Source organism: Aeromonas sp. 97A, assembly GCF_051919185.1.
In the GTDB taxonomy this organism is placed as follows: domain Bacteria; phylum Pseudomonadota; class Gammaproteobacteria; order Enterobacterales; family Aeromonadaceae; genus Aeromonas; species Aeromonas veronii.
In genome coordinates, this window is sequence record NZ_JBQBFF010000001.1 from 2,494,996 (window position 1) to 2,511,913 (window position 16,918).

The window sequence follows — 16,918 nt, forward strand, 5'->3', positions numbered from 1 at the left end:
ATTGAAATGAGTCCACCTTCGGACATAAGATGAGATGGAACACCGGGAGCGGCATGTGGCACGGAAGCAAGGGCTTATCTATCCTGTCTCTCTCACTCTTTTTCCGGTCCGCATTGAGGATGCAACATGGTTGAGCGTTATATCGGTCTGATGTCAAAGACCACGCCATGTGGCATGGGATGAAAGCCGCTCCCCTCTTCACCCTCTCTGCACACCGTATTTTCGAACAGCAATGTAAGGAGACACCATGGCTGAGCGCTATATCGGTCTGATGTCGGGAACCAGCATGGACGGCATTGATGCCGTGCTGGTGATGATCGCCGGGGATGAACTGCGGGTCGAAGCGGCGCTTTGTCACCCCTGGCCGCAAGAGACCGCCCGCACGCTGCATGCCCTCTGCACCCCGGGCGACAACGAAATCGACCGCATGGGGGTGGCCGATAATCTGGTGGCGCGAGAGTTTGCCGCCGCCACCCACGCGCTGCTGGCCAAGGCGAAGCTTGAGCCCAAAGATATTCGCGCCATCGGCAGCCATGGCCAGACCATCCGCCACCGTCCCCAGCTTGGCTTTACCCTGCAGATCGGCAACGCCGCCCTGCTGGCCGCCTTGACCGGCATCGACGTTATCGCCGATTTTCGCACCATGGATATGGCCCTCGGCGGTCAGGGAGCGCCGCTGGTGCCCGCCTTCCATCAGGCGCTGTTTGCCAAACCCGGCGCCCTGCGAGTGGTACTGAACCTCGGCGGCATCGCCAATATCTCGGTGCTGCCGGGCAATCCGGGCGGGGTATATGGTTTTGATACCGGCCCGGCCAACACTCTGCTCGATGGCTGGTATCGCCGCCATCAGCCCCACGGCGGCAGCTATGACGCCGGTGGCAAATGGGCCGCCAGTGGCAAGCCCATCCCGGCCCTGCAGGAAAAACTGCTGGCTCACCCCTACTTCGCCGCCCCTTCCCCCAAGAGCACCGGACGGGAGATGTTCACCCTCGATTGGCTCGATGGGGAGCTGGCAGGCACTTCATACGCCCCCGTGGATGTGCAGCGCACCCTGCAGGCACTCACCTGCCACAGCATCGCCCGCCAACTGCCCGCCCGGCCCGAATCAGTCGGTGCCAGCCAGCCGAAAGCCGAGCTGTTTGTCTGCGGCGGCGGAGCCCATAACGCCCCCTTGCTGAAGGAGCTGGCTAGCCTGCTGCCTGCATGGCGCATCGCCAGCACTGCCGAGCTGGGCCTTGCCCCCGACTGGGTGGAAGGCGCTGCCTTTGCCTGGCTGGCCATGTGCTTTGTCCACCACAAGCCGGGTAACCTGCCCGCCGTCACCGGTGCCAGCCGTCCGGCTGTGCTGGGTGCGCTTTATCCCGCCTGAGTGATGACAAGGGGGCTGCGGATCAGTGTGCCCCCTTGAACAGACGCACAACCTGTTGCCGGATCGGTGCAAACAGCGGGGGCTTTGGCGGCTCCAGATTGATATGGCGCCGCCCGGCACGGGTTTCACAGCGAAGCAGATTCTGGATGTAGTGGTGGTGGGAGCGATGGATCAGCTGTGAGGCTTGATACGCCCACAGTCTGGGCACGCCCCACAGGGTGCTGGCAATCGCCCCGACGATGCAGAAGAAAGCGGGCTCCTGAGCACTGCCGAGCTGGGCCTTGCCCCCGACTGGGTGGAAGGCGCAGCCTTTGCCTGGCTGGCCATGTGCTTTGTTCACCGCAAGCCGGGCAACCTGCCCGCCGTCACCGGTGCCAGCCGTCCGGCTGTGCTGGGGGCGCTTTATCCTGCCTGAGTGATGACAAGGGGGCTGCGGATCAGTGTGCCCCCTTGAACAGACGCACAACCTGTTGCCGGATCGGTGCAAACAAAGGGGGCTTTGGCGGCTCCAGATTGATATGGCGCAGCCCGGCACGGGTTTCACAGCGAAGCAAATTCTGGATGTAGTGGTGGTGGGAGCGATGGATCAGCTGTGAGGCTTGATACGCCCACTGTCTGGGAACGCCCCACAGGGTGCTGGCAATCGCCCCGACGATGCAGAAGAAAGCGGGCTCCTGAATTCCCATCCGGCTGGCATTCTCCAGCGCCTCCTTGAGCGAGTTGGAGTAGGCAATACAGGTCATGATATTGACCATGAAGGCGTCGTAATCATCCTCCCCACCCTTGCCAACACGCGCCGTCAGGGTCGCCGCTGGCTGATAACCAAACTGATGGCCGATATTTTCCAACACCGTATTCCGCTGGCGGATCACCTTGCCATAAAACATCAGCATCACCATGCAGTCGATCGCCTTGCACAGCGCCTCGTAGTGGGGATGGCTCTTCTTGGGACGCGGCGCCGTGGCGAGGGCCAGCTCTTCAGAGATAGCCAAGAGGCCCACAGGTACGGCGGTGCTGACAAACGAGAGATCAATCGACAGCTCCAGCCCCTCCTCCCCTTCCATGCGGGCCACAATCACATGTTCGCCAAACAGCCGACGCTGGCGCTCGATAAAGGCGCCAAAGACCAGATCACGAAACTGCTTTTGCGGATAAGGGGTATCGAGCAGGCTCTCGATGGTCATGATGGCGGCGGATACCCGGCCGCGCAGTCGGTAATCGGCAGGAATGGGAAAGCTCTTTCCCAGGCGAGGAGGTAACCGCTGCCCAGATGTTTGACAATACATATCGCCCAGAACGAAACCCAGCATAAATCCTCCACAGTCAGGTAATGATGATCGCGACGCGATCTCGCTTGCCAATCCTGGGCAATGGCCTGCCGGTGCATCGATGCTTTCCGTCAGGGCTCCTTGATTACCTTATTAATCATACGATTAATAGCGAGTGAAAAAAGCGACCTGACTCGCAATCACGTCACTAATTAACAGTTTCATCAAGAAACCATAAGAAGCGGTTGATAAATCCATTTTTTGACGAATTTCCTTTTAAAAACAATATATTAAACTTTATTCCTGCGAAATCACCTGAGCTGTTCCCGAGCCCTGAAAACCATCCCTATCATCACAACCAGCCACAGATAAGAGGGAGATCAGACAAAGCCGCAAAAAAGTGGAAAAATCGACGACGCGGGGCACCCCCCCCCATCAGGGGATGCAACCGTCGTGAAGATAAGCGGATTGCCACCACCTCCCCTTCCTCATCCAGCACCACAGCGCCCGCACACCGTCACGCCAACGCCATGCTCCTCACTCCTGTGCAGCAGGGGCAGATCCGCCGTGCAAATTCATGGCATAGAATTTTATGGCGTTAATAACAGATCCCGGCTGCCAGCAAGGTGTCATCGAGTATGCCGGAATCAGCATTAACAGAGAGGAATGCAAAAGCCGTGAATTATATTCCAGAGGTATCTTTAATAAGGTGGATATGCATATTAACGGGAATTTTCATAGCCCCTTAAAAGAGCTAAAAACATATATCCATGCACCATAATATGCATTATTTGCACATCGGCGCATAATATTAACCCTTTATTCACATGCCAATATCCTGAAGAGGAGGTGAGCAAACCCAGTCAGGGCAAGGCTGTCCGCCGGTTCGGCACCATTTGCGCACAAATTGGCTCCTATTTCGGGTGAATTGAATAGCAATATGCTTAAATTTGCGCCCATTGAGCCATCTCATAGAAATGCAATCAGCGGTTTGCAACCCCTGATAGCCACTCATAGAATCGCAGCGTCTGAAATATCTACCCTGTTCTCTTCTCCCTTATTCCTCTCAGTAATTGAGTGGATCACAAATAATAACCGGGGATGCCGCCGCTGGCGCAGTGGCCGTGGCGCACAACAAGATGGGGTAAACCTGTACCTGAATAAACAACAAATATTAAAAAGAGGCATATCTATGAGTGGCACCATCATCAAGTCGGCAAGAAATACCCCCTATGCACCCCAGGATCTGGGCCCCTGCACCCAAACGGTGGCGTTTTCTCATTACAACAATATCTCCGCCCAGCTGCCGGTCGATCCCGCCACCGGCAAGATGGTGAGTGGCGATGTCACTGCGCAGGCCAGACAGTGCCTGAGCAACCTCAAGGCAATCATCGAGAGCATCAGCCATGTGATGGACGATATGGTCAAAGCGACCATCTTCCTGAAAGAGATGGCCGATCTGGAGGCGGTCAACGCTGTCTATCGCGAATTCTTCCCGGGCTATCTGCCGACCCGCACCACCCTTGCCGTCGCCGCTCTGCCGCTGGGCGCGCTGGTGCAGATCGATGCCATCATCTCCAACGGCGAAGGTACCTTCCCACAAGATCCTTGCCCGCTGGTGAAACTCGCCCGCAATAGCGACAAGGTGCCACACAATCCGCTCTCCACCCATACCGTGGCCTTCTCCCACTACAACAATATCGGCGCCCAGCAGCCGGTCGATGCGGCCTCGGGCCAGCTGGTCGCCGGTGGCATCAAGGAGCAGGCGGGCCAGTGCCTGCGCAATATCAAGGCGGTGCTGGAGAGTATCGACGTGCCATTTGACGATATCGTCAAGGTCACCGTCTATCTGGCCGATCTGGCCGATCTGGAAGCCGTCAACGAGGTCTACACCACCTTATTCCCCGACTCCGCCATCGCCCGCGCCGTGGCCTATCTGCCTGCCCGCTCTGTGGTCAGTGCCGCCGCCCTGCCCATGGGGGCGCTAGTGCAAATGGATGCGGTCATCTCCCACGGTGACGGCACCCCGCCGCAACTGGTGGAAGACAGACACAATCTGGTGATCCGTGCCCGCAATACCGACAAAGCGCCGAGAAGCCCGCTGCACACCCAGACCGTCGCCTTCTCCCACTACAACCATCTCTCTGCCCAACTGCCGATAGACCCCGCCACCGGCAAGATCCTGGCTGGCTGCATCAAGGAGCAGACCGCCCAGTGCCTGAGCAATATCAAAGCGATTGTGGAGAGCATCGGCCATGTGATGGACGATATCGTCAAGGTCAATATCCAGCTCGCCAATATCGCGGATCTGGATGCGGTCAACGCCGTCTACACCAAATATTTCCCGGGTTATCTGCCTGCCCGCACCGTAATCGGGGTCAGTGAACTTCCCGCCGGTGCTCTGGTGCAAATTGATGCGGTGATGTCCAACGCGGAAAGCACCCCGCCGCAGGTGTAATGTTGTGGTAAATAAAAAAAGAGACCGGCTGATGGCCGGTCTCTTTTTACATGCCAGACAAAGGGATAGCCCCTCAGCCCTCGATATCGCGGTTCCTGATCGCCACTCTGACCGCCTCTGCGGTAGTGGCCACCCCCAGTCGACGGCGAGCACTGCGCAGATGGTTCTCGACCGTGCGCACCGAAAGCTTCAGGGTGGTGGCGATATCGGCATGGCGCCAACCCCGGGAGACCCACTCCAGCACTTCGCGCTCGCGCCCAGTGAGGCCACGCTCGTGACCCGCTACCGGCATCTCCATCAGGCGACGAGCTGCATGAAAAGCCGCCGCCGCGATCAGCGCAAGGCCAACCCGAGTGTGGGCACTGGCATCGATCTGAGCGCCGCCAAAGCTCATCGCCCCTTCCAGTCCCAACGGCCCATAGACGGGAACCTGCAAGCCATGTCGGCCAGGCCCCTCAGGCTGGCGAACGATACGGTACTGCTCGCCAACGGCACCAACCGTTTTGCTCCAGAAGAAGGGCTGGTCTCGCTCCCTGATATGCATCGCCATCGGGCACTCGCGCATATTGCATGCAGGTCGACCGCCTCGCCGCTCTCCAGCCACTCCCCCTCCAGCCAATAGAGGTGCTCGACCACCCCCTCCTCGCTGGCACTGATGGAGAAGAGCGCAAAGCGGTGATACCCCAGCGGGGTGGCAAAAGCGCGCACCAGCTGCTGGATCTCCTCCAGCCGCTGGCACCCTTCCAGCGCCACCGCGACCTGCAGCGCATTCGCTGGCGACGACGACAACCTCATCGCTTGGCAACCGCCTCCAGCAAGGTGGTAGCAGCCAGCTTGCCGAGGTTATTGCCCGCCAGCGGGCTGTCACCGGTCAGCAGATTGCGATCCCGGCACACCTCTCCCGAGATGCCGTTGTTGACGATCTCAAAGCCTATCTCTTTGAGCTTCTCGCCAAACTTCCAGGTGAGGTGGCCCGGCATATAGCCAATTGCCGGGGTCTGGGCATCCAGCTCGTCGGGGAAGGCGCAGATCTTGTAGCCCGCGAAGGTCTCTGGATTGGCCACCGCCAGCAGCGCAGCAGGCCCGTGACAGAGGGAGATGATGAAGCGATCGTTGGCCATCGCCCACTCCAGCAGCGCTTTCACCTCGGCACTCTCCGGCAGCCCCATCAGGGCGCCGTGCCCGCCGGGAATAAAGACGCCGATATAGTCGGAGTCAGCAGCCAGCGCATCTTTCAGCAGATCAGCCAGCTTGGCCGGTTGGCGGAACTGCGCCTGATATTTGGCATAGAGCCCCAGCACCTCTTTATCTTCGCCGGGCATGGCCCACCACTCGAACTTGACCGGATTGCCGGAGAGGGTGGCCACATCAAAGGCAAAGCCCGCCTTGTCGAGGTGATACATGGGCAGCAGGGTTTCGACCGGATGGTTGCCGGTGGAAAACAGGGTGCCGTTGTCGGTGGGCAGATAACGCTCATCGGCCCCGATCAGCAGGATCTTCCAGCGCCCCTCCCGATAGGGAGCGGGATAGTCGGCCCCGGCAAGGTCAGATTTGCGCGAGGTGAACTGGCTCAGGGAGTAGGGCGACGGGAAGAAGGCATTCTGCTCTGCCGGATCCGGGGTCGGTTGTTTATCGTCAACAAGCATGTCGGTCATGGGTCAGGCTCCAGTAGTGGTGGACTCGGTCTCACAGTATTGACTGTCAGAGACCAAGTAAATGAGGGTTTTCCCTCAACCGCCATGACGATGGCAAGAGGTGTGACCACGCTGCGACAAAACCTGAACAGAATCCCCGCCAGACTTAGGCCATCGCGGCAAATGCCCTGACGATGGCATCCATGACCGCCCTGACCCGCGCGGCATGCTGCACATCCTGATGGGTCACCAACCACACATCGTAGGATTGCTGTAACTGCCGCTCGGGCCAGACCCGCACCAACCCGGCTTGCTCGGCAAGCGGAACCGCTACCTCGCCAAGCCCCAGCCCCATCAACAGGGCCTGACGCAGCATCAGGCTGGTATTGACCCCCGCGGCGACCGTGGCCCCCTCGGCCGCCTCTTCGAGCATCATTGGCGAGCGAGCGCTCTGCCAGTGGGGCTCATACACCACCAGCGAATGGCCCGCAAAACCGGTGCCCGCTTCGGGAATGCCATGGCGAGCCAGATAGTCGGCGGAGGCATACAACCCGACCGGCCAGGAGGCCAGCTTGCGAATAATCAGGTCGGGATTGTCCGGCTTCACCGTCCGGATCGCTATATCCGCTTCCCGCAGGGACAGATTGACCACCTGGGTCGAGGTATTGAGGATGACCCTGATATCGGGATAACGCTGATGCAGCTCGGTCAGGGCCGGTATCAGAAAATCCATCCCCAGGGTGTCTGTGGTCGCCACACTGACCTCCCCGACCAGACGGTTGTCGACCCCTTGCGCCGCCCGCACGAAATCAATGGCCGCCAGCTCCATCTGCTGAGCGCTGGCCAGCACTATCTCTCCGACATGAGTCAGCACATACCCTTTGGATGTGCGGAGAAACAGCGTGGCCGCCAGACGATGCTCCAGTGCAGCAATCCGTCTGCCAATGGTGGCCTGATCGACCCCGACCACACGGGCGGCGCCCCTCAGGCTCCCTTCCCGATGCAACGCCAGAAAAATTTTCGCATCATCCCAGTTCATCACGACTCCCGGTTGAAATGCATTTTTGCATTACAGGTGAGGGATAATACTGCGTTTATTCATCAGCAATCTCCACTATCTTGGTGCTCATCCCACTCGGGGAACCTCATATCACCTCGTTACAAGGAGCCGCTGATGCATAACGCCTATTCCATTCCCGCCACCATGAGCGCGGTAGAGATTACCCAGCCAGGTGGCCCCGATGTCTTGCAACTGACCACCCGCGCCACACCCAAGCCCAAGCCGGATGAGGTCTTGATCCGGCACTATGCAACCGGCATCAATGGGCCGGATGTGATGCAGCGCAAAGGGCTCTACCCGCCTCCGGCAGGAGCATCGGATATTCCCGGGCTGGAGGTCGCCGGGGTCGTGGTCGCCAAGGGGGAGCGGGTGACCCATCTCAAGATTGGCGACAAGGTCGCCGCGCTGATTTCGGGTGGAGGCTACGCCGAATACAGCGTCGCCCACCAGAGCAATGTCCTGCCCCTGCCACCCGGATTGAGCTTTGTCGAAGCCGCGGCGCTGCCGGAAACCTTTATGACGGTCTGGTCAAATATGTTTGAACGGGGTCAGTTTAAAAAAGGGGACATTATCTTGATCCATGGCGGTGCCTCCGGCATCGGCACGACCGCCACCATGCTGGCCAAGGCATTTGGCGCCGCCAAAATCATCACCACGGTCGGCTCACCCGAGCAGCAGGCCGCCAGCATCAAGCTGGGCGCGGATGTGGCCGTGCTCTACAAGGAGGAGGATTTTGTCGAGGCAGTGCATGCTGCCACCGATGACCATGGCGCCGACATCATTCTCGATATCATTGGCGGGGAGTATGTCGCGCGCAACTATGCGGCGGCCGCCATCAATGGCCGCATAGTCCAGATCGGCATTATTGCGGGCGCCGCCCCCAATCTCGATCTGTTTCCCATGCTGCAAAAGCGGCTGACCCATATCGGCTCTACCCTGCGCTCGCGTACTCCGCAGGAAAAAGCCGACATGATCGCCCAGCTGCAAACTCATGTCTGGCCATTTATCGAACGCGGTGAGGTCAAACCGCAGGTTTACCAGACCTTCCCGCTGCATGAGGCCGCCGCCGCCCACCATTTGCTGGATTCAGGCCGTCATATCGGCAAGCTGGTATTAACCATGGCGCCGTTATCATCAGATAAATAAGGCACATAGCAGACTTGGTTGAGGTGGGTGCGGTGATATCCAACACGGAAAGTACCCCGCCGCAGGCGTAAGGGTTGCAATAAATAAAAAGAGACCGGCTAAATGCCGGTCTCTTTTTAGGTAACAGGAAGGGGTATTATTTTTATGGCATCGTCTTAAAGAACGCGAACGTCCGATTACGCTTCGCTAATCGAACCTACGAGCTCACCCACCTTTATGTATAATACTGTTCATAATTATCATTAAGAATGAAAATGCTTCATTTAGAAAGAAGAGAACTATCGCAACTACAATGCCACCCACAATTGTTTGCATTAACCAATGAAGCGTTTCTTTATCTTGCCGATAGAATTTTAAATTTGGAAACAAACTATTCAAACCCCATAAAATGGCTTGATTAATATACCCCCATAGATTTGAAAATATTAATATTAAAAACAGAAAAGATAGTACAAAAGGGTTTTCCATTTCTATCTGACGGGAAATAATATTCGCTCCCCATAAACTCAATATAAAACCGAGACTAACACCAATTATTTGAATACAGAGCTGCGTCCATACAGACCTTACCCATGCATTTTTGTTTTTATATTTACTCAAAGCATCGTGTATGGCAGAGAATGATGCATCGACTAAGTCTTTATCATCAGAAGTTACTGTGAGAAAACAGTTTGCCTGATCTCGATTATCTAAGCGTAACTCTAAATATGTTCCTATTTGCCTGTTGGAACTTAGACTCTCTCCTGTATCGATGGTTAACAATATACGTTCAACATCCTTGCCAAGTTGAAAGTAATTCAATAAATCTTCAATACTAAAAACTCTATAACCTTTGTTATCAAACCTGATAATACACGTAAATATAGCCTTTTTCCCATCAGTATTATTCCCGGCAGCATTATTTATAGCCATTGTTCGCTCTAGAAAAACACCTCCTAATTGAGAAAGACAATCTGCATCAATTGTAATATTAGAAATACGCTCATCTCTGAGATAACATGCCATTGCGCCCCCTATTATTAAAACCGTGTTATACATCAGGCCTATAACACCATCAATTTACATCACCACTTGCAAACTCAATTTAAGTGTATATATCATACGCATAAATAATATAACTAAAAATATTTCAAGTTAATCATTTATATTCACAATATCTCTTAAAAAATCTAAAAAAATACCCCCTATCTTACGATGGGGGGCGTTTTCTTATTCCGGATATTGGGCCAGAGTGGCCCAATGGTCAGCTATTACAGGGACTCTGCGGTCGCAACCACGTTTTCCACGGTAAAGCCGAATTCCTTGAACAGCAGCTCGGCCGGTGCGGACTCACCGAAGGTGGTCATACCGATGATCTTGCCGCCGAAACCGACGTACTTGTACCAGTAGTCGGCGATGCCGGCTTCGATGGCCACACGCTTGGTGACGGAGGACGGCAGGACGGACTCTTTGTACTCGGCAGACTGGGCGTCGAACACGTCGGTAGACGGCAGAGAGACCACGCGCACGGCACGGCCCTTGGCAGTCAGCTGCTCATAGGCGGCAACGGCCAGTTCCACTTCGGAACCGGTGGCGATCAGGATCAGCTCCGGAGTACCGGCGCAATCCTTCAGCACGTAGCCACCCTTGGCGGTGTCGGCCAGCTGCTGGGCAGTACGGTCCATCTGGGCCAGGTTCTGACGAGAGAAGATCAGAGAGGTCGGGCCGTCGGTACGCTCGATGGCGTGTTTCCAGGCGATGGCGGATTCAACCTGGTCACACGGACGCCAGGTGCTCATGTTCGGAGTCAGACGCAGGGAGGCGATCTGCTCAACCGGCTGGTGAGTCGGGCCATCTTCACCCAGACCGATGGAGTCGTGGGTGTAAACGAAGATGGCGCGCTGCTTCATCAGGGCGGCCATGCGCAGGGCGTTGCGGGCATACTCCATGAACATCAGGAAGGTGGCGCCGTAGGGGATGAAACCACCGTGCAGGGCGATACCGTTCATGATGGCGGACATGCCGAACTCGCGTACACCGTAGTGGATGTAGTTGCCGGAGGCATCGTCATTGGTCAGGGACTTGGAGCCGGACCACATGGTCAGGTTGGACGGAGCCAGGTCGGCAGAGCCACCCATGAACTCCGGCAGCAGCTTGCCGAACGCTTCCAGAGAGTTCTGGGACGCTTTACGGGTCGCAATCTTGGCCGGGTTGGCTTGCAGGGTTTCGATGATCTTGGCGGATTCAGCAGCCCAGTTGGCCGGCAGTTCGCCAGCGGTGCGACGCTTGAATTCGGCAGCCAGCGTCGGGTGAGCGGCTTCATAGGCGGCGAACTTGGCAGCCCAGTCGGCTTCCAGTGCAGCGCCCTTCTCCTGAGCGTTCCACTCGGCAGCGATGTCGGCCGGGATAACGAACGGAGCGTGGTCCCACTTCAGGAAGGCACGTGCAGCAGCGATCTCGTCGTTGCCCAGCGGTGAGCCGTGGCAGTCGTGAGAACCAGATTTGTTCGGGGAGCCGTAACCGATGATGGTGCGGCAGCAGATCAGGGTCGGCTTGCCGGTCTCGGCCTTGGCGGCTTCGATGGCAGCATTGATGGCTTCCGGGCTGTGGCCGTCAACAGCCGGGATAACGTGCCAGCCGTAGGCTTCGAAGCGCTTGACGGTGTCGTCGGTGAACCAGCCTTCTACGTGACCGTCGATGGAGATGCCGTTGTCATCCCAGAACGCGATCAGTTTGCCCAGTTGCAGGGTACCGGCCAGAGAGCAAGCCTCGTGGGAGATACCTTCCATCAGGCAGCCATCGCCCATGAAGGCGTAGGTGTAGTGGTCAACGATGTCGTGGCCCGGCTGGTTGAACTGCTCAGCCATGGCTTTTTCGGCGATCGCCATACCAACGGCGTTGGTGATGCCCTGACCCAGCGGGCCAGTGGTGGTTTCCACGCCCGGTGCATAGCCGTACTCCGGGTGACCCGGGGTGCGAGAGTGCAGTTGGCGGAAGTTTTTCAGATCGTCGATGGAGAGGTCATAACCGGAGAGGTGCAGCAGGGAGTACAGCAGCATGGAGCCGTGGCCGTTGGAGAGAATGAAACGGTCGCGGTCGGCCCACTTGGGGTTGTTCGGGTTATGTCTGAGGTGGCTACGCCACAGCACTTCGGCGATATCCGCCATTCCCATGGGGGCGCCCGGGTGACCGGAGTTGGCTTTTTGAACGGCATCCATACTCAATGCACGAATGGCATTGGCAAGCTCTTTACGAGAAGGCATCTGAATCTCCTGCGATTGCTTCATTTGATGGCCAAGATTAAGGCGCGTTATTGTCCCAGCAGGGCGCGCGGCGTGCAAATATTATCTGGATGAATAAAGTGGCTTTGGGAGGACAATCGCTTTTCTTGCCCTCTATTGACCAAAGCAACCAGAGAAAAACGTTTGATTTCCATCCCTTTCGGGATAGGAGAGCACCGCTTGTGACCCATTGGACACTGCGCGACAAAATAGTGCTGGCAATCACGGGGGGCGCTAATTAAAATAGACGTCCAGATGTAGATACCTCTACACCATCCTATTCATCCGGTTATTGCTGTGGCGATAACCCAGACAAGCTGAGACTCTTATCATGGCAAAGCTGTTTACTTCCGAGTCGGTCTCCGAAGGCCATCCCGACAAGATTGCGGACCAGATCTCCGATGCGGTACTGGACGCCATCCTCAAGCAAGATACCAAGGCACGCGTTGCCTGCGAGACCCTGGTCAAGACCGGTATGGTCATGGTGGCCGGCGAAGTAACCACCTCTGCCTGGGTTGATATCGAAGAGATCGTGCGTGATACCGTACGTGAAATCGGCTACACCCACTCCGACATGGGCTTCGACGCTGACTCCTGCGCCGTGCTGAACGCCATCGGCAAGCAGTCCCCGGACATCAACCAGGGCGTTGACCGCAGCGATCCGCTGGAGCAGGGCGCGGGCGACCAGGGCCTGATGTTCGGCTACGCCACCAACGAAACCGACGTGCTGATGCCGGCCCCCATCACCTACTCTCACCTGCTGGTGAAACGTCAGGCTGAAGTACGCAAGAACGGCACCCTGCCGTGGCTGCGTCCGGATGCCAAGAGCCAGCTGACCTTCGCCTACGACGACGCAGGCAAGATCATCGGTGTGGATGCCGTGGTGCTGTCTACCCAGCACGCCGAATCCATCAGCCACAAGGATCTGGTTGAGGCGGTACGCGAAGAGATCATCAAGCCGGTGCTGCCGGCCGAGTGGGTCAACAAGGACACCAAATACTTCATCAACCCGACCGGCCGTTTCGTTATCGGCGGCCCGATGGGTGACTGCGGTCTGACCGGTCGCAAGATCATCGTCGACACCTACGGCGGCATGGCTCGTCACGGTGGTGGCGCCTTCTCCGGTAAGGATCCGTCCAAGGTTGACCGCTCCGCTGCCTACGCCGCCCGCTACGTTGCCAAAAACATCGTTGCCGCCGGTCTGGCCGATCGCTGTGAAATCCAGATCTCCTACGCCATCGGCGTGGCCGAGCCGACCTCCATCAGCGTCGAAACCTTCGGTACTGCCAAGGTCGCCGAAGAGCTGCTGGTCAAACTGGTGCGCGAGCACTTCGAACTGCGCCCGTATGGCCTGATCGAAATGCTGGATCTGAAGCGCCCGATCTACCAGGCTACCGCTGCCTACGGTCACTTCGGTCGTGACGAGTTCCCGTGGGAGCAGACCGACAAGGCCGAACTGCTGCGTTCTGCCGCTGGCCTGTAAGGCTCGCTGTTGTGATAAAAGGGGAGCCTGGCTCCCCTTTTGCTTATCCGCTATCTGACGAGATGTTGATGTCTGCCACTCCTGCCCAGCTTGTCGCCCTGCTGCAACAACGCCTAGAAGCCTGCTTTGTGCAGGCCGAGGTGCGCCTTGGCCGCACCTTCCCCCGCCCACGGATCTACTGCAATATGCGGGGCCGGGCGGCGGGATCGGCGCGGCTGCAAACCTGGGAGCTGCGCTTCAACCCGGCCCTCTATCAGGCCAACCAGCAGGCGTTTCTGGATGAGGTGGTGCCCCACGAGGTGGCCCATCTGCTGGTACACGCCCTGTGGGGAGAAGGACGTGGCAAAAGCCGGGTCTTGCCCCACGGCCGCCAGTGGCAATCGGTGATGCGGGAGGTATTCGGCCTTGAGCCCAGAACCACCCACAGCTTCGATCTGGCGGTATTGGCCCAGCGCACCGTGCCCTATCGCTGTCACTGCCAGCAGCATCAACTCTCTATTCGCCGCCACAACAAGGTGGTGCGTGGCGAAGCCCGCTATCACTGTCGTCGCTGCAAGCAGCCGCTGGAGCGGGAACGGCCGGAGCCAGAGCAGTAAGCCAGCTTGTGTCGCGCCCCTGTGGTAGGGTGCCCGCCATCGTTCGTCAATCACCCCGTTTGCAAGGAATCCCATGCGTTTCATCTCCTCCATCGCCCTGACCCTGCTGGCCGGTTTGCCGCTGCTCAGCGCCCCCCTGCACGCCCAGACCTTTCGTGAAGCCAAGCAGGATCTGGTGAAGCTCTACCGCAGCCAGCCTGCGGTCACCACCTTCTACTGCGGCTGTGACATCGACTATCAGGGCAAGAAAATGAGCCCGGATCTCGCCAGTTGCGGCTATGAGCCACGCAAGCAGGCCAAGCGCGCCGCCCGCATCGAGTGGGAACACGTGGTCCCCGCCTGGGAGTTCGGCCACCAGCTGCAGTGCTGGCAGGATGGCGGTCGCAAGAACTGCGAAAAATCGAGCCCCGAGTTCAACAAGATGGAGGGGGACATGCACAACCTCTTCCCCGCAATTGGCGAGGTGAACGGCGATCGGGCCAACTACCGCTTCTCCGACTGGAACGGCAAGCCGGATCAGTACGGCCAGTGCCAGATGCTGGTGGATTTCAAGGATCGTCGGGTACAGCCGCCCAAGGGGCCGGTGCGGGGCCAGATTGCCCGCGCCTACCTCTACATGAGCGAGCAGTATGGGCTGCGTCTGGCAGCGCAACAGCGTAAACTGTTTGAAGCTTGGGACAGGCAGTACCCTGCAGAAGGCTGGGAGTGCGAGCGCAACCGCCGCATCGGCAAGCTGCAGGGCAATACCAATCCCTTTATTGAAAAGCAGTGCCAATAACCCCATTTGACCAGGGAGGGGATCACCCCTCCTATCATGAAGCCCTTCCCTATTGCCGCGTGAGCCTTGCTTGCCGCAGGATATAAAGGGTTTCCAAGCAAGAGACTGACAAGCAGCCATGCGCATTCCACGTATCTATGAACCGGCCACCCTGCAAGTTGGCCAGACCATCGCCCTGTCGGAAGACGGCGCCAACCATATCGGCCGGGTACTGCGCATGCAGCCAGGCCAGCAGCTCGAGCTGTTCAACGGCGATGGCAATCAATATCCCGCCACCATCGCCAGCGTTGGCAAGAAGTCGGTGGAAGTGACCATCGACAGCTGCGACGTCCAATCAGTGGAGTCACCGCTGGCCATTCACCTCGGTCAAGTGATCAGCCGTGGCGACAAGATGGACTTCACCATCCAGAAATCGGTGGAGCTGGGCGTCACCTGCATCACCCCGCTCTTCTCCGAGCGCTGCGGCGTCAAGCTGCCAGCCGATCGACTGGAGAAGAAGCGTGAACAGTGGCAGAAGGTGGTGATCAGCGCCTGCGAACAGTGCGGCCGCAACGTAGTACCAGAGGTGCGCATGCCGATGGAGCTGGACGCCTGGCTGGCGGAAGAGACCAAGGAGCTCAAGCTCAACCTGCACCCGCGCGCCGAGTACAGCATCAACACCCTGCCCGTTCCCGAGCACGGCGTGCGCCTGCTGATTGGCCCGGAAGGGGGCTTGTCGAGCGACGAGATCGCCCGTACCGTGCAGGAAGATTTCAAAGAGATGCTGCTGGGGCCGCGGGTGCTGCGCACCGAAACCGCCGCCCTGACGGCGATAACTGCGCTGCAGTGCCGCTTTGGCGATCTGGCCTGAAGCAGGTTTTAAGAATCTCACTAGCAATCGAGCCACAAGAAGGATATTCGGATGACCATTAAACTCGGCATCGTGATGGACCCCATCTCGGCCATCAACATCAAGAAAGATTCCAGCTTTGCCATGCTCGAAGAGGCGCAAAAGCGCGGCTATGAGCTCTTCTATCTGGAGATGAAGGATCTCTACATGGAAGCTGGTCGCGCCTTTGGCACCATGCGCCCGCTCACCGTCAAATATGACTATGCCGACTGGTACAAGCTGGGCGAGGTGGTGGATCAGCCCCTCTCCAACCTCGATGTGATCCTGATGCGCAAGGATCCGCCGTTCGACACCGAATTTATCTATGCCACCTACATGCTGGAGCGGGCAGAGGATGAGGGTTGCCTTATCGTCAACAAGCCGCAGAGCCTGCGTGACGCCAACGAGAAGCTCTACACCGCCTGGTTTGCCGAGCACACCCCGACCACGCTGGTAACCCGCCGCGCCGACAAGCTGCGCGCCTTCCACGCGAAACACAAGGACGTCATCCTCAAGCCGCTGGACGGCATGGGCGGCGCCTCCATCTTCCGCATGAAGGAAGATGACGCCAACGTCGGCGTGATTATCGAGACCCTGACCGCCCACGGCAGCCAGTACTGTATGGCGCAGACCTATCTGCCCGCCATCAAGGAGGGCGACAAGCGGGTGCTGGTGGTGGACGGTGAACCTGTTCCCTACTGCCTCGCCCGTATTCCGGCGCAAGGGGAGACCCGTGGCAATCTGGCGGCCGGTGGCCGTGGTGAAGCCCGTCCCCTGAGCGAAGCGGACTGGGCCATCGCCCGCGCGGTAGGCCCGACCCTCAAAGAGAAAGGCCTCATCTTCGTCGGCCTAGACATCATCGGCGATCGGCTGACCGAGATTAACGTCACCAGCCCGACCTGCATTCGCGAGATTGAAGCGGCCTTCGATGTGCACATCACCGGCATGTTGATGGATGCCATCGAGCGTCGGCTGGGCAAATAATCGCTGGGCAGGCT

Annotated in this window: 14 protein-coding genes and 1 pseudogene; 9 read left to right on the forward strand and 6 right to left on the reverse strand. The window is 58.0% G+C overall.

Features of this window, described 5'->3' with window-relative positions; genetic code table 11:
• The first annotated feature begins 247 nt into the window (after nucleotides 1-247).
• A complete protein-coding gene (locus ACTG27_RS11035) occupies nucleotides 248-1,369 on the forward strand; it encodes an anhydro-N-acetylmuramic acid kinase (protein WP_201955227.1) in 1,122 nt (373 codons plus the stop codon).
• A 262-nt stretch (nucleotides 1,370-1,631) separates the two neighbouring features.
• A pseudogene (locus tag ACTG27_RS11040) lies at nucleotides 1,632-1,784 on the forward strand (anhydro-N-acetylmuramic acid kinase); the annotation flags it as partial.
• A gap of 22 nt (nucleotides 1,785-1,806) precedes the next feature.
• Here the strand turns inward: ACTG27_RS11040 and ACTG27_RS11045 are convergent.
• Nucleotides 1,807-2,679 carry a hypothetical protein gene (locus ACTG27_RS11045; protein ID WP_439979669.1) on the reverse strand — a complete coding sequence of 291 codons (873 nt, stop codon included), beginning with the start codon at nucleotides 2,677-2,679 and terminating at the stop codon, nucleotides 1,807-1,809.
• Between the two features lie 1,150 nt (nucleotides 2,680-3,829).
• On the opposite strand from ACTG27_RS11045, the gene ACTG27_RS11050 reads away from it, so the two are divergent.
• Nucleotides 3,830-5,095, forward strand: a complete 1,266-nt coding sequence (locus tag ACTG27_RS11050) for a RidA family protein (RefSeq protein ID WP_439979670.1) — start codon at nucleotides 3,830-3,832, stop codon at nucleotides 5,093-5,095.
• A 73-nt stretch (nucleotides 5,096-5,168) separates the two neighbouring features.
• Here ACTG27_RS11050 and ACTG27_RS11055 read toward each other — a convergent pair whose 3' ends face one another.
• The 3 genes from ACTG27_RS11055 to ACTG27_RS11065 form a co-directional block, all read right to left on the reverse strand.
• On the reverse strand, nucleotides 5,169-5,660 hold the full coding sequence (locus ACTG27_RS11055) for a PA1136 family autoinducer-binding transcriptional regulator (RefSeq protein WP_439979671.1): 492 nt from the start codon (nucleotides 5,658-5,660) through the stop codon (nucleotides 5,169-5,171).
• A gap of 226 nt (nucleotides 5,661-5,886) precedes the next feature.
• Nucleotides 5,887-6,750: a glyoxalase III HchA gene (hchA, locus tag ACTG27_RS11060; protein ID WP_323929705.1), complete on the reverse strand. Its 864-nt coding sequence runs from the start codon at nucleotides 6,748-6,750 to the stop codon at nucleotides 5,887-5,889.
• A 145-nt stretch (nucleotides 6,751-6,895) separates the two neighbouring features.
• The gene (locus ACTG27_RS11065; protein ID WP_042055160.1) at nucleotides 6,896-7,768 is read right to left on the reverse strand and encodes a LysR family transcriptional regulator; all 873 of its coding nucleotides are present in this window, start codon (nucleotides 7,766-7,768) and stop codon (nucleotides 6,896-6,898) included.
• A gap of 135 nt (nucleotides 7,769-7,903) precedes the next feature.
• Between ACTG27_RS11065 and ACTG27_RS11070 the strand changes: the two genes are divergently transcribed.
• Nucleotides 7,904-8,935 carry an NAD(P)H-quinone oxidoreductase gene (locus tag ACTG27_RS11070; RefSeq protein WP_323929707.1) on the forward strand — a complete coding sequence of 344 codons (1,032 nt, stop codon included), beginning with the start codon at nucleotides 7,904-7,906 and terminating at the stop codon, nucleotides 8,933-8,935.
• A gap of 204 nt (nucleotides 8,936-9,139) precedes the next feature.
• On the opposite strand, the gene ACTG27_RS11075 is transcribed toward ACTG27_RS11070, so the two are convergent.
• Nucleotides 9,140-9,973, reverse strand: a complete 834-nt coding sequence (locus ACTG27_RS11075; RefSeq protein ID WP_323929709.1) for a hypothetical protein — start codon at nucleotides 9,971-9,973, stop codon at nucleotides 9,140-9,142.
• A 212-nt stretch (nucleotides 9,974-10,185) separates the two neighbouring features.
• Complete coding sequence (gene tkt / locus ACTG27_RS11080; RefSeq protein WP_005338517.1) at nucleotides 10,186-12,177, reverse strand: transketolase; 1,992 nt, start codon at nucleotides 12,175-12,177, stop codon at nucleotides 10,186-10,188.
• A gap of 349 nt (nucleotides 12,178-12,526) precedes the next feature.
• On the opposite strand from tkt, the gene metK reads away from it, so the two are divergent.
• The 5 genes from metK to gshB all read left to right on the forward strand — a co-directional run bounded on the left by metK (nucleotide 12,527) and on the right by gshB (nucleotide 16,904).
• Nucleotides 12,527-13,678 carry a methionine adenosyltransferase gene (metK, locus tag ACTG27_RS11085; protein ID WP_005338519.1) on the forward strand — a complete coding sequence of 384 codons (1,152 nt, stop codon included), beginning with the start codon at nucleotides 12,527-12,529 and terminating at the stop codon, nucleotides 13,676-13,678.
• 68 nt (nucleotides 13,679-13,746) lie between these two features.
• Nucleotides 13,747-14,274: a SprT family zinc-dependent metalloprotease gene (locus ACTG27_RS11090; protein ID WP_439979672.1), complete on the forward strand. Its 528-nt coding sequence runs from the start codon at nucleotides 13,747-13,749 to the stop codon at nucleotides 14,272-14,274.
• Between the two features lie 73 nt (nucleotides 14,275-14,347).
• Nucleotides 14,348-15,052 (forward strand): endonuclease, encoded by a 705-nt coding sequence (locus ACTG27_RS11095; protein WP_439979673.1) that lies wholly within the window; start codon nucleotides 14,348-14,350, stop codon nucleotides 15,050-15,052.
• Between the two features lie 118 nt (nucleotides 15,053-15,170).
• Complete coding sequence (gene rsmE / locus ACTG27_RS11100; protein ID WP_005343824.1) at nucleotides 15,171-15,902, forward strand: 16S rRNA (uracil(1498)-N(3))-methyltransferase; 732 nt, start codon at nucleotides 15,171-15,173, stop codon at nucleotides 15,900-15,902.
• 51 nt (nucleotides 15,903-15,953) lie between these two features.
• Nucleotides 15,954-16,904 (forward strand): glutathione synthase, encoded by a 951-nt coding sequence (gshB, locus tag ACTG27_RS11105; RefSeq protein ID WP_042055145.1) that lies wholly within the window; start codon nucleotides 15,954-15,956, stop codon nucleotides 16,902-16,904.
• Nucleotides 16,905-16,918 lie beyond the last annotated feature (14 nt).

What these genes read in the sequence shown, in the direction of transcription:
- ACTG27_RS11065 (WP_042055160.1), bottom strand. Translation starts at nt 7,768, where the DNA reads ATGAACTGGGATGATGCGAAAATTTTTCTGGCGTTGCATCGGGAAGGG.
- ACTG27_RS11050 (WP_439979670.1), top strand. Translation starts at nt 3,830, where the DNA reads ATGAGTGGCACCATCATCAAGTCGGCAAGAAATACCCCCTATGCACCC.
- ACTG27_RS11045 (WP_439979669.1), bottom strand. Translation starts at nt 2,679, where the DNA reads ATGCTGGGTTTCGTTCTGGGCGATATGTATTGTCAAACATCTGGGCAG.
- rsmE (WP_005343824.1), top strand. Translation starts at nt 15,171, where the DNA reads ATGCGCATTCCACGTATCTATGAACCGGCCACCCTGCAAGTTGGCCAG.
- ACTG27_RS11075 (WP_323929709.1), bottom strand. Translation starts at nt 9,973, where the DNA reads ATGTATAACACGGTTTTAATAATAGGGGGCGCAATGGCATGTTATCTC.
- ACTG27_RS11055 (WP_439979671.1), bottom strand. Translation starts at nt 5,660, where the DNA reads ATGCGCGAGTGCCCGATGGCGATGCATATCAGGGAGCGAGACCAGCCC.
- ACTG27_RS11090 (WP_439979672.1), top strand. Translation starts at nt 13,747, where the DNA reads ATGTCTGCCACTCCTGCCCAGCTTGTCGCCCTGCTGCAACAACGCCTA.
- ACTG27_RS11070 (WP_323929707.1), top strand. Translation starts at nt 7,904, where the DNA reads ATGCATAACGCCTATTCCATTCCCGCCACCATGAGCGCGGTAGAGATT.
- metK (WP_005338519.1), top strand. Translation starts at nt 12,527, where the DNA reads ATGGCAAAGCTGTTTACTTCCGAGTCGGTCTCCGAAGGCCATCCCGAC.
- hchA (WP_323929705.1), bottom strand. Translation starts at nt 6,750, where the DNA reads ATGACCGACATGCTTGTTGACGATAAACAACCGACCCCGGATCCGGCA.
- tkt (WP_005338517.1), bottom strand. Translation starts at nt 12,177, where the DNA reads ATGCCTTCTCGTAAAGAGCTTGCCAATGCCATTCGTGCATTGAGTATG.
- ACTG27_RS11095 (WP_439979673.1), top strand. Translation starts at nt 14,348, where the DNA reads ATGCGTTTCATCTCCTCCATCGCCCTGACCCTGCTGGCCGGTTTGCCG.
- gshB (WP_042055145.1), top strand. Translation starts at nt 15,954, where the DNA reads ATGACCATTAAACTCGGCATCGTGATGGACCCCATCTCGGCCATCAAC.
- ACTG27_RS11035 (WP_201955227.1), top strand. Translation starts at nt 248, where the DNA reads ATGGCTGAGCGCTATATCGGTCTGATGTCGGGAACCAGCATGGACGGC.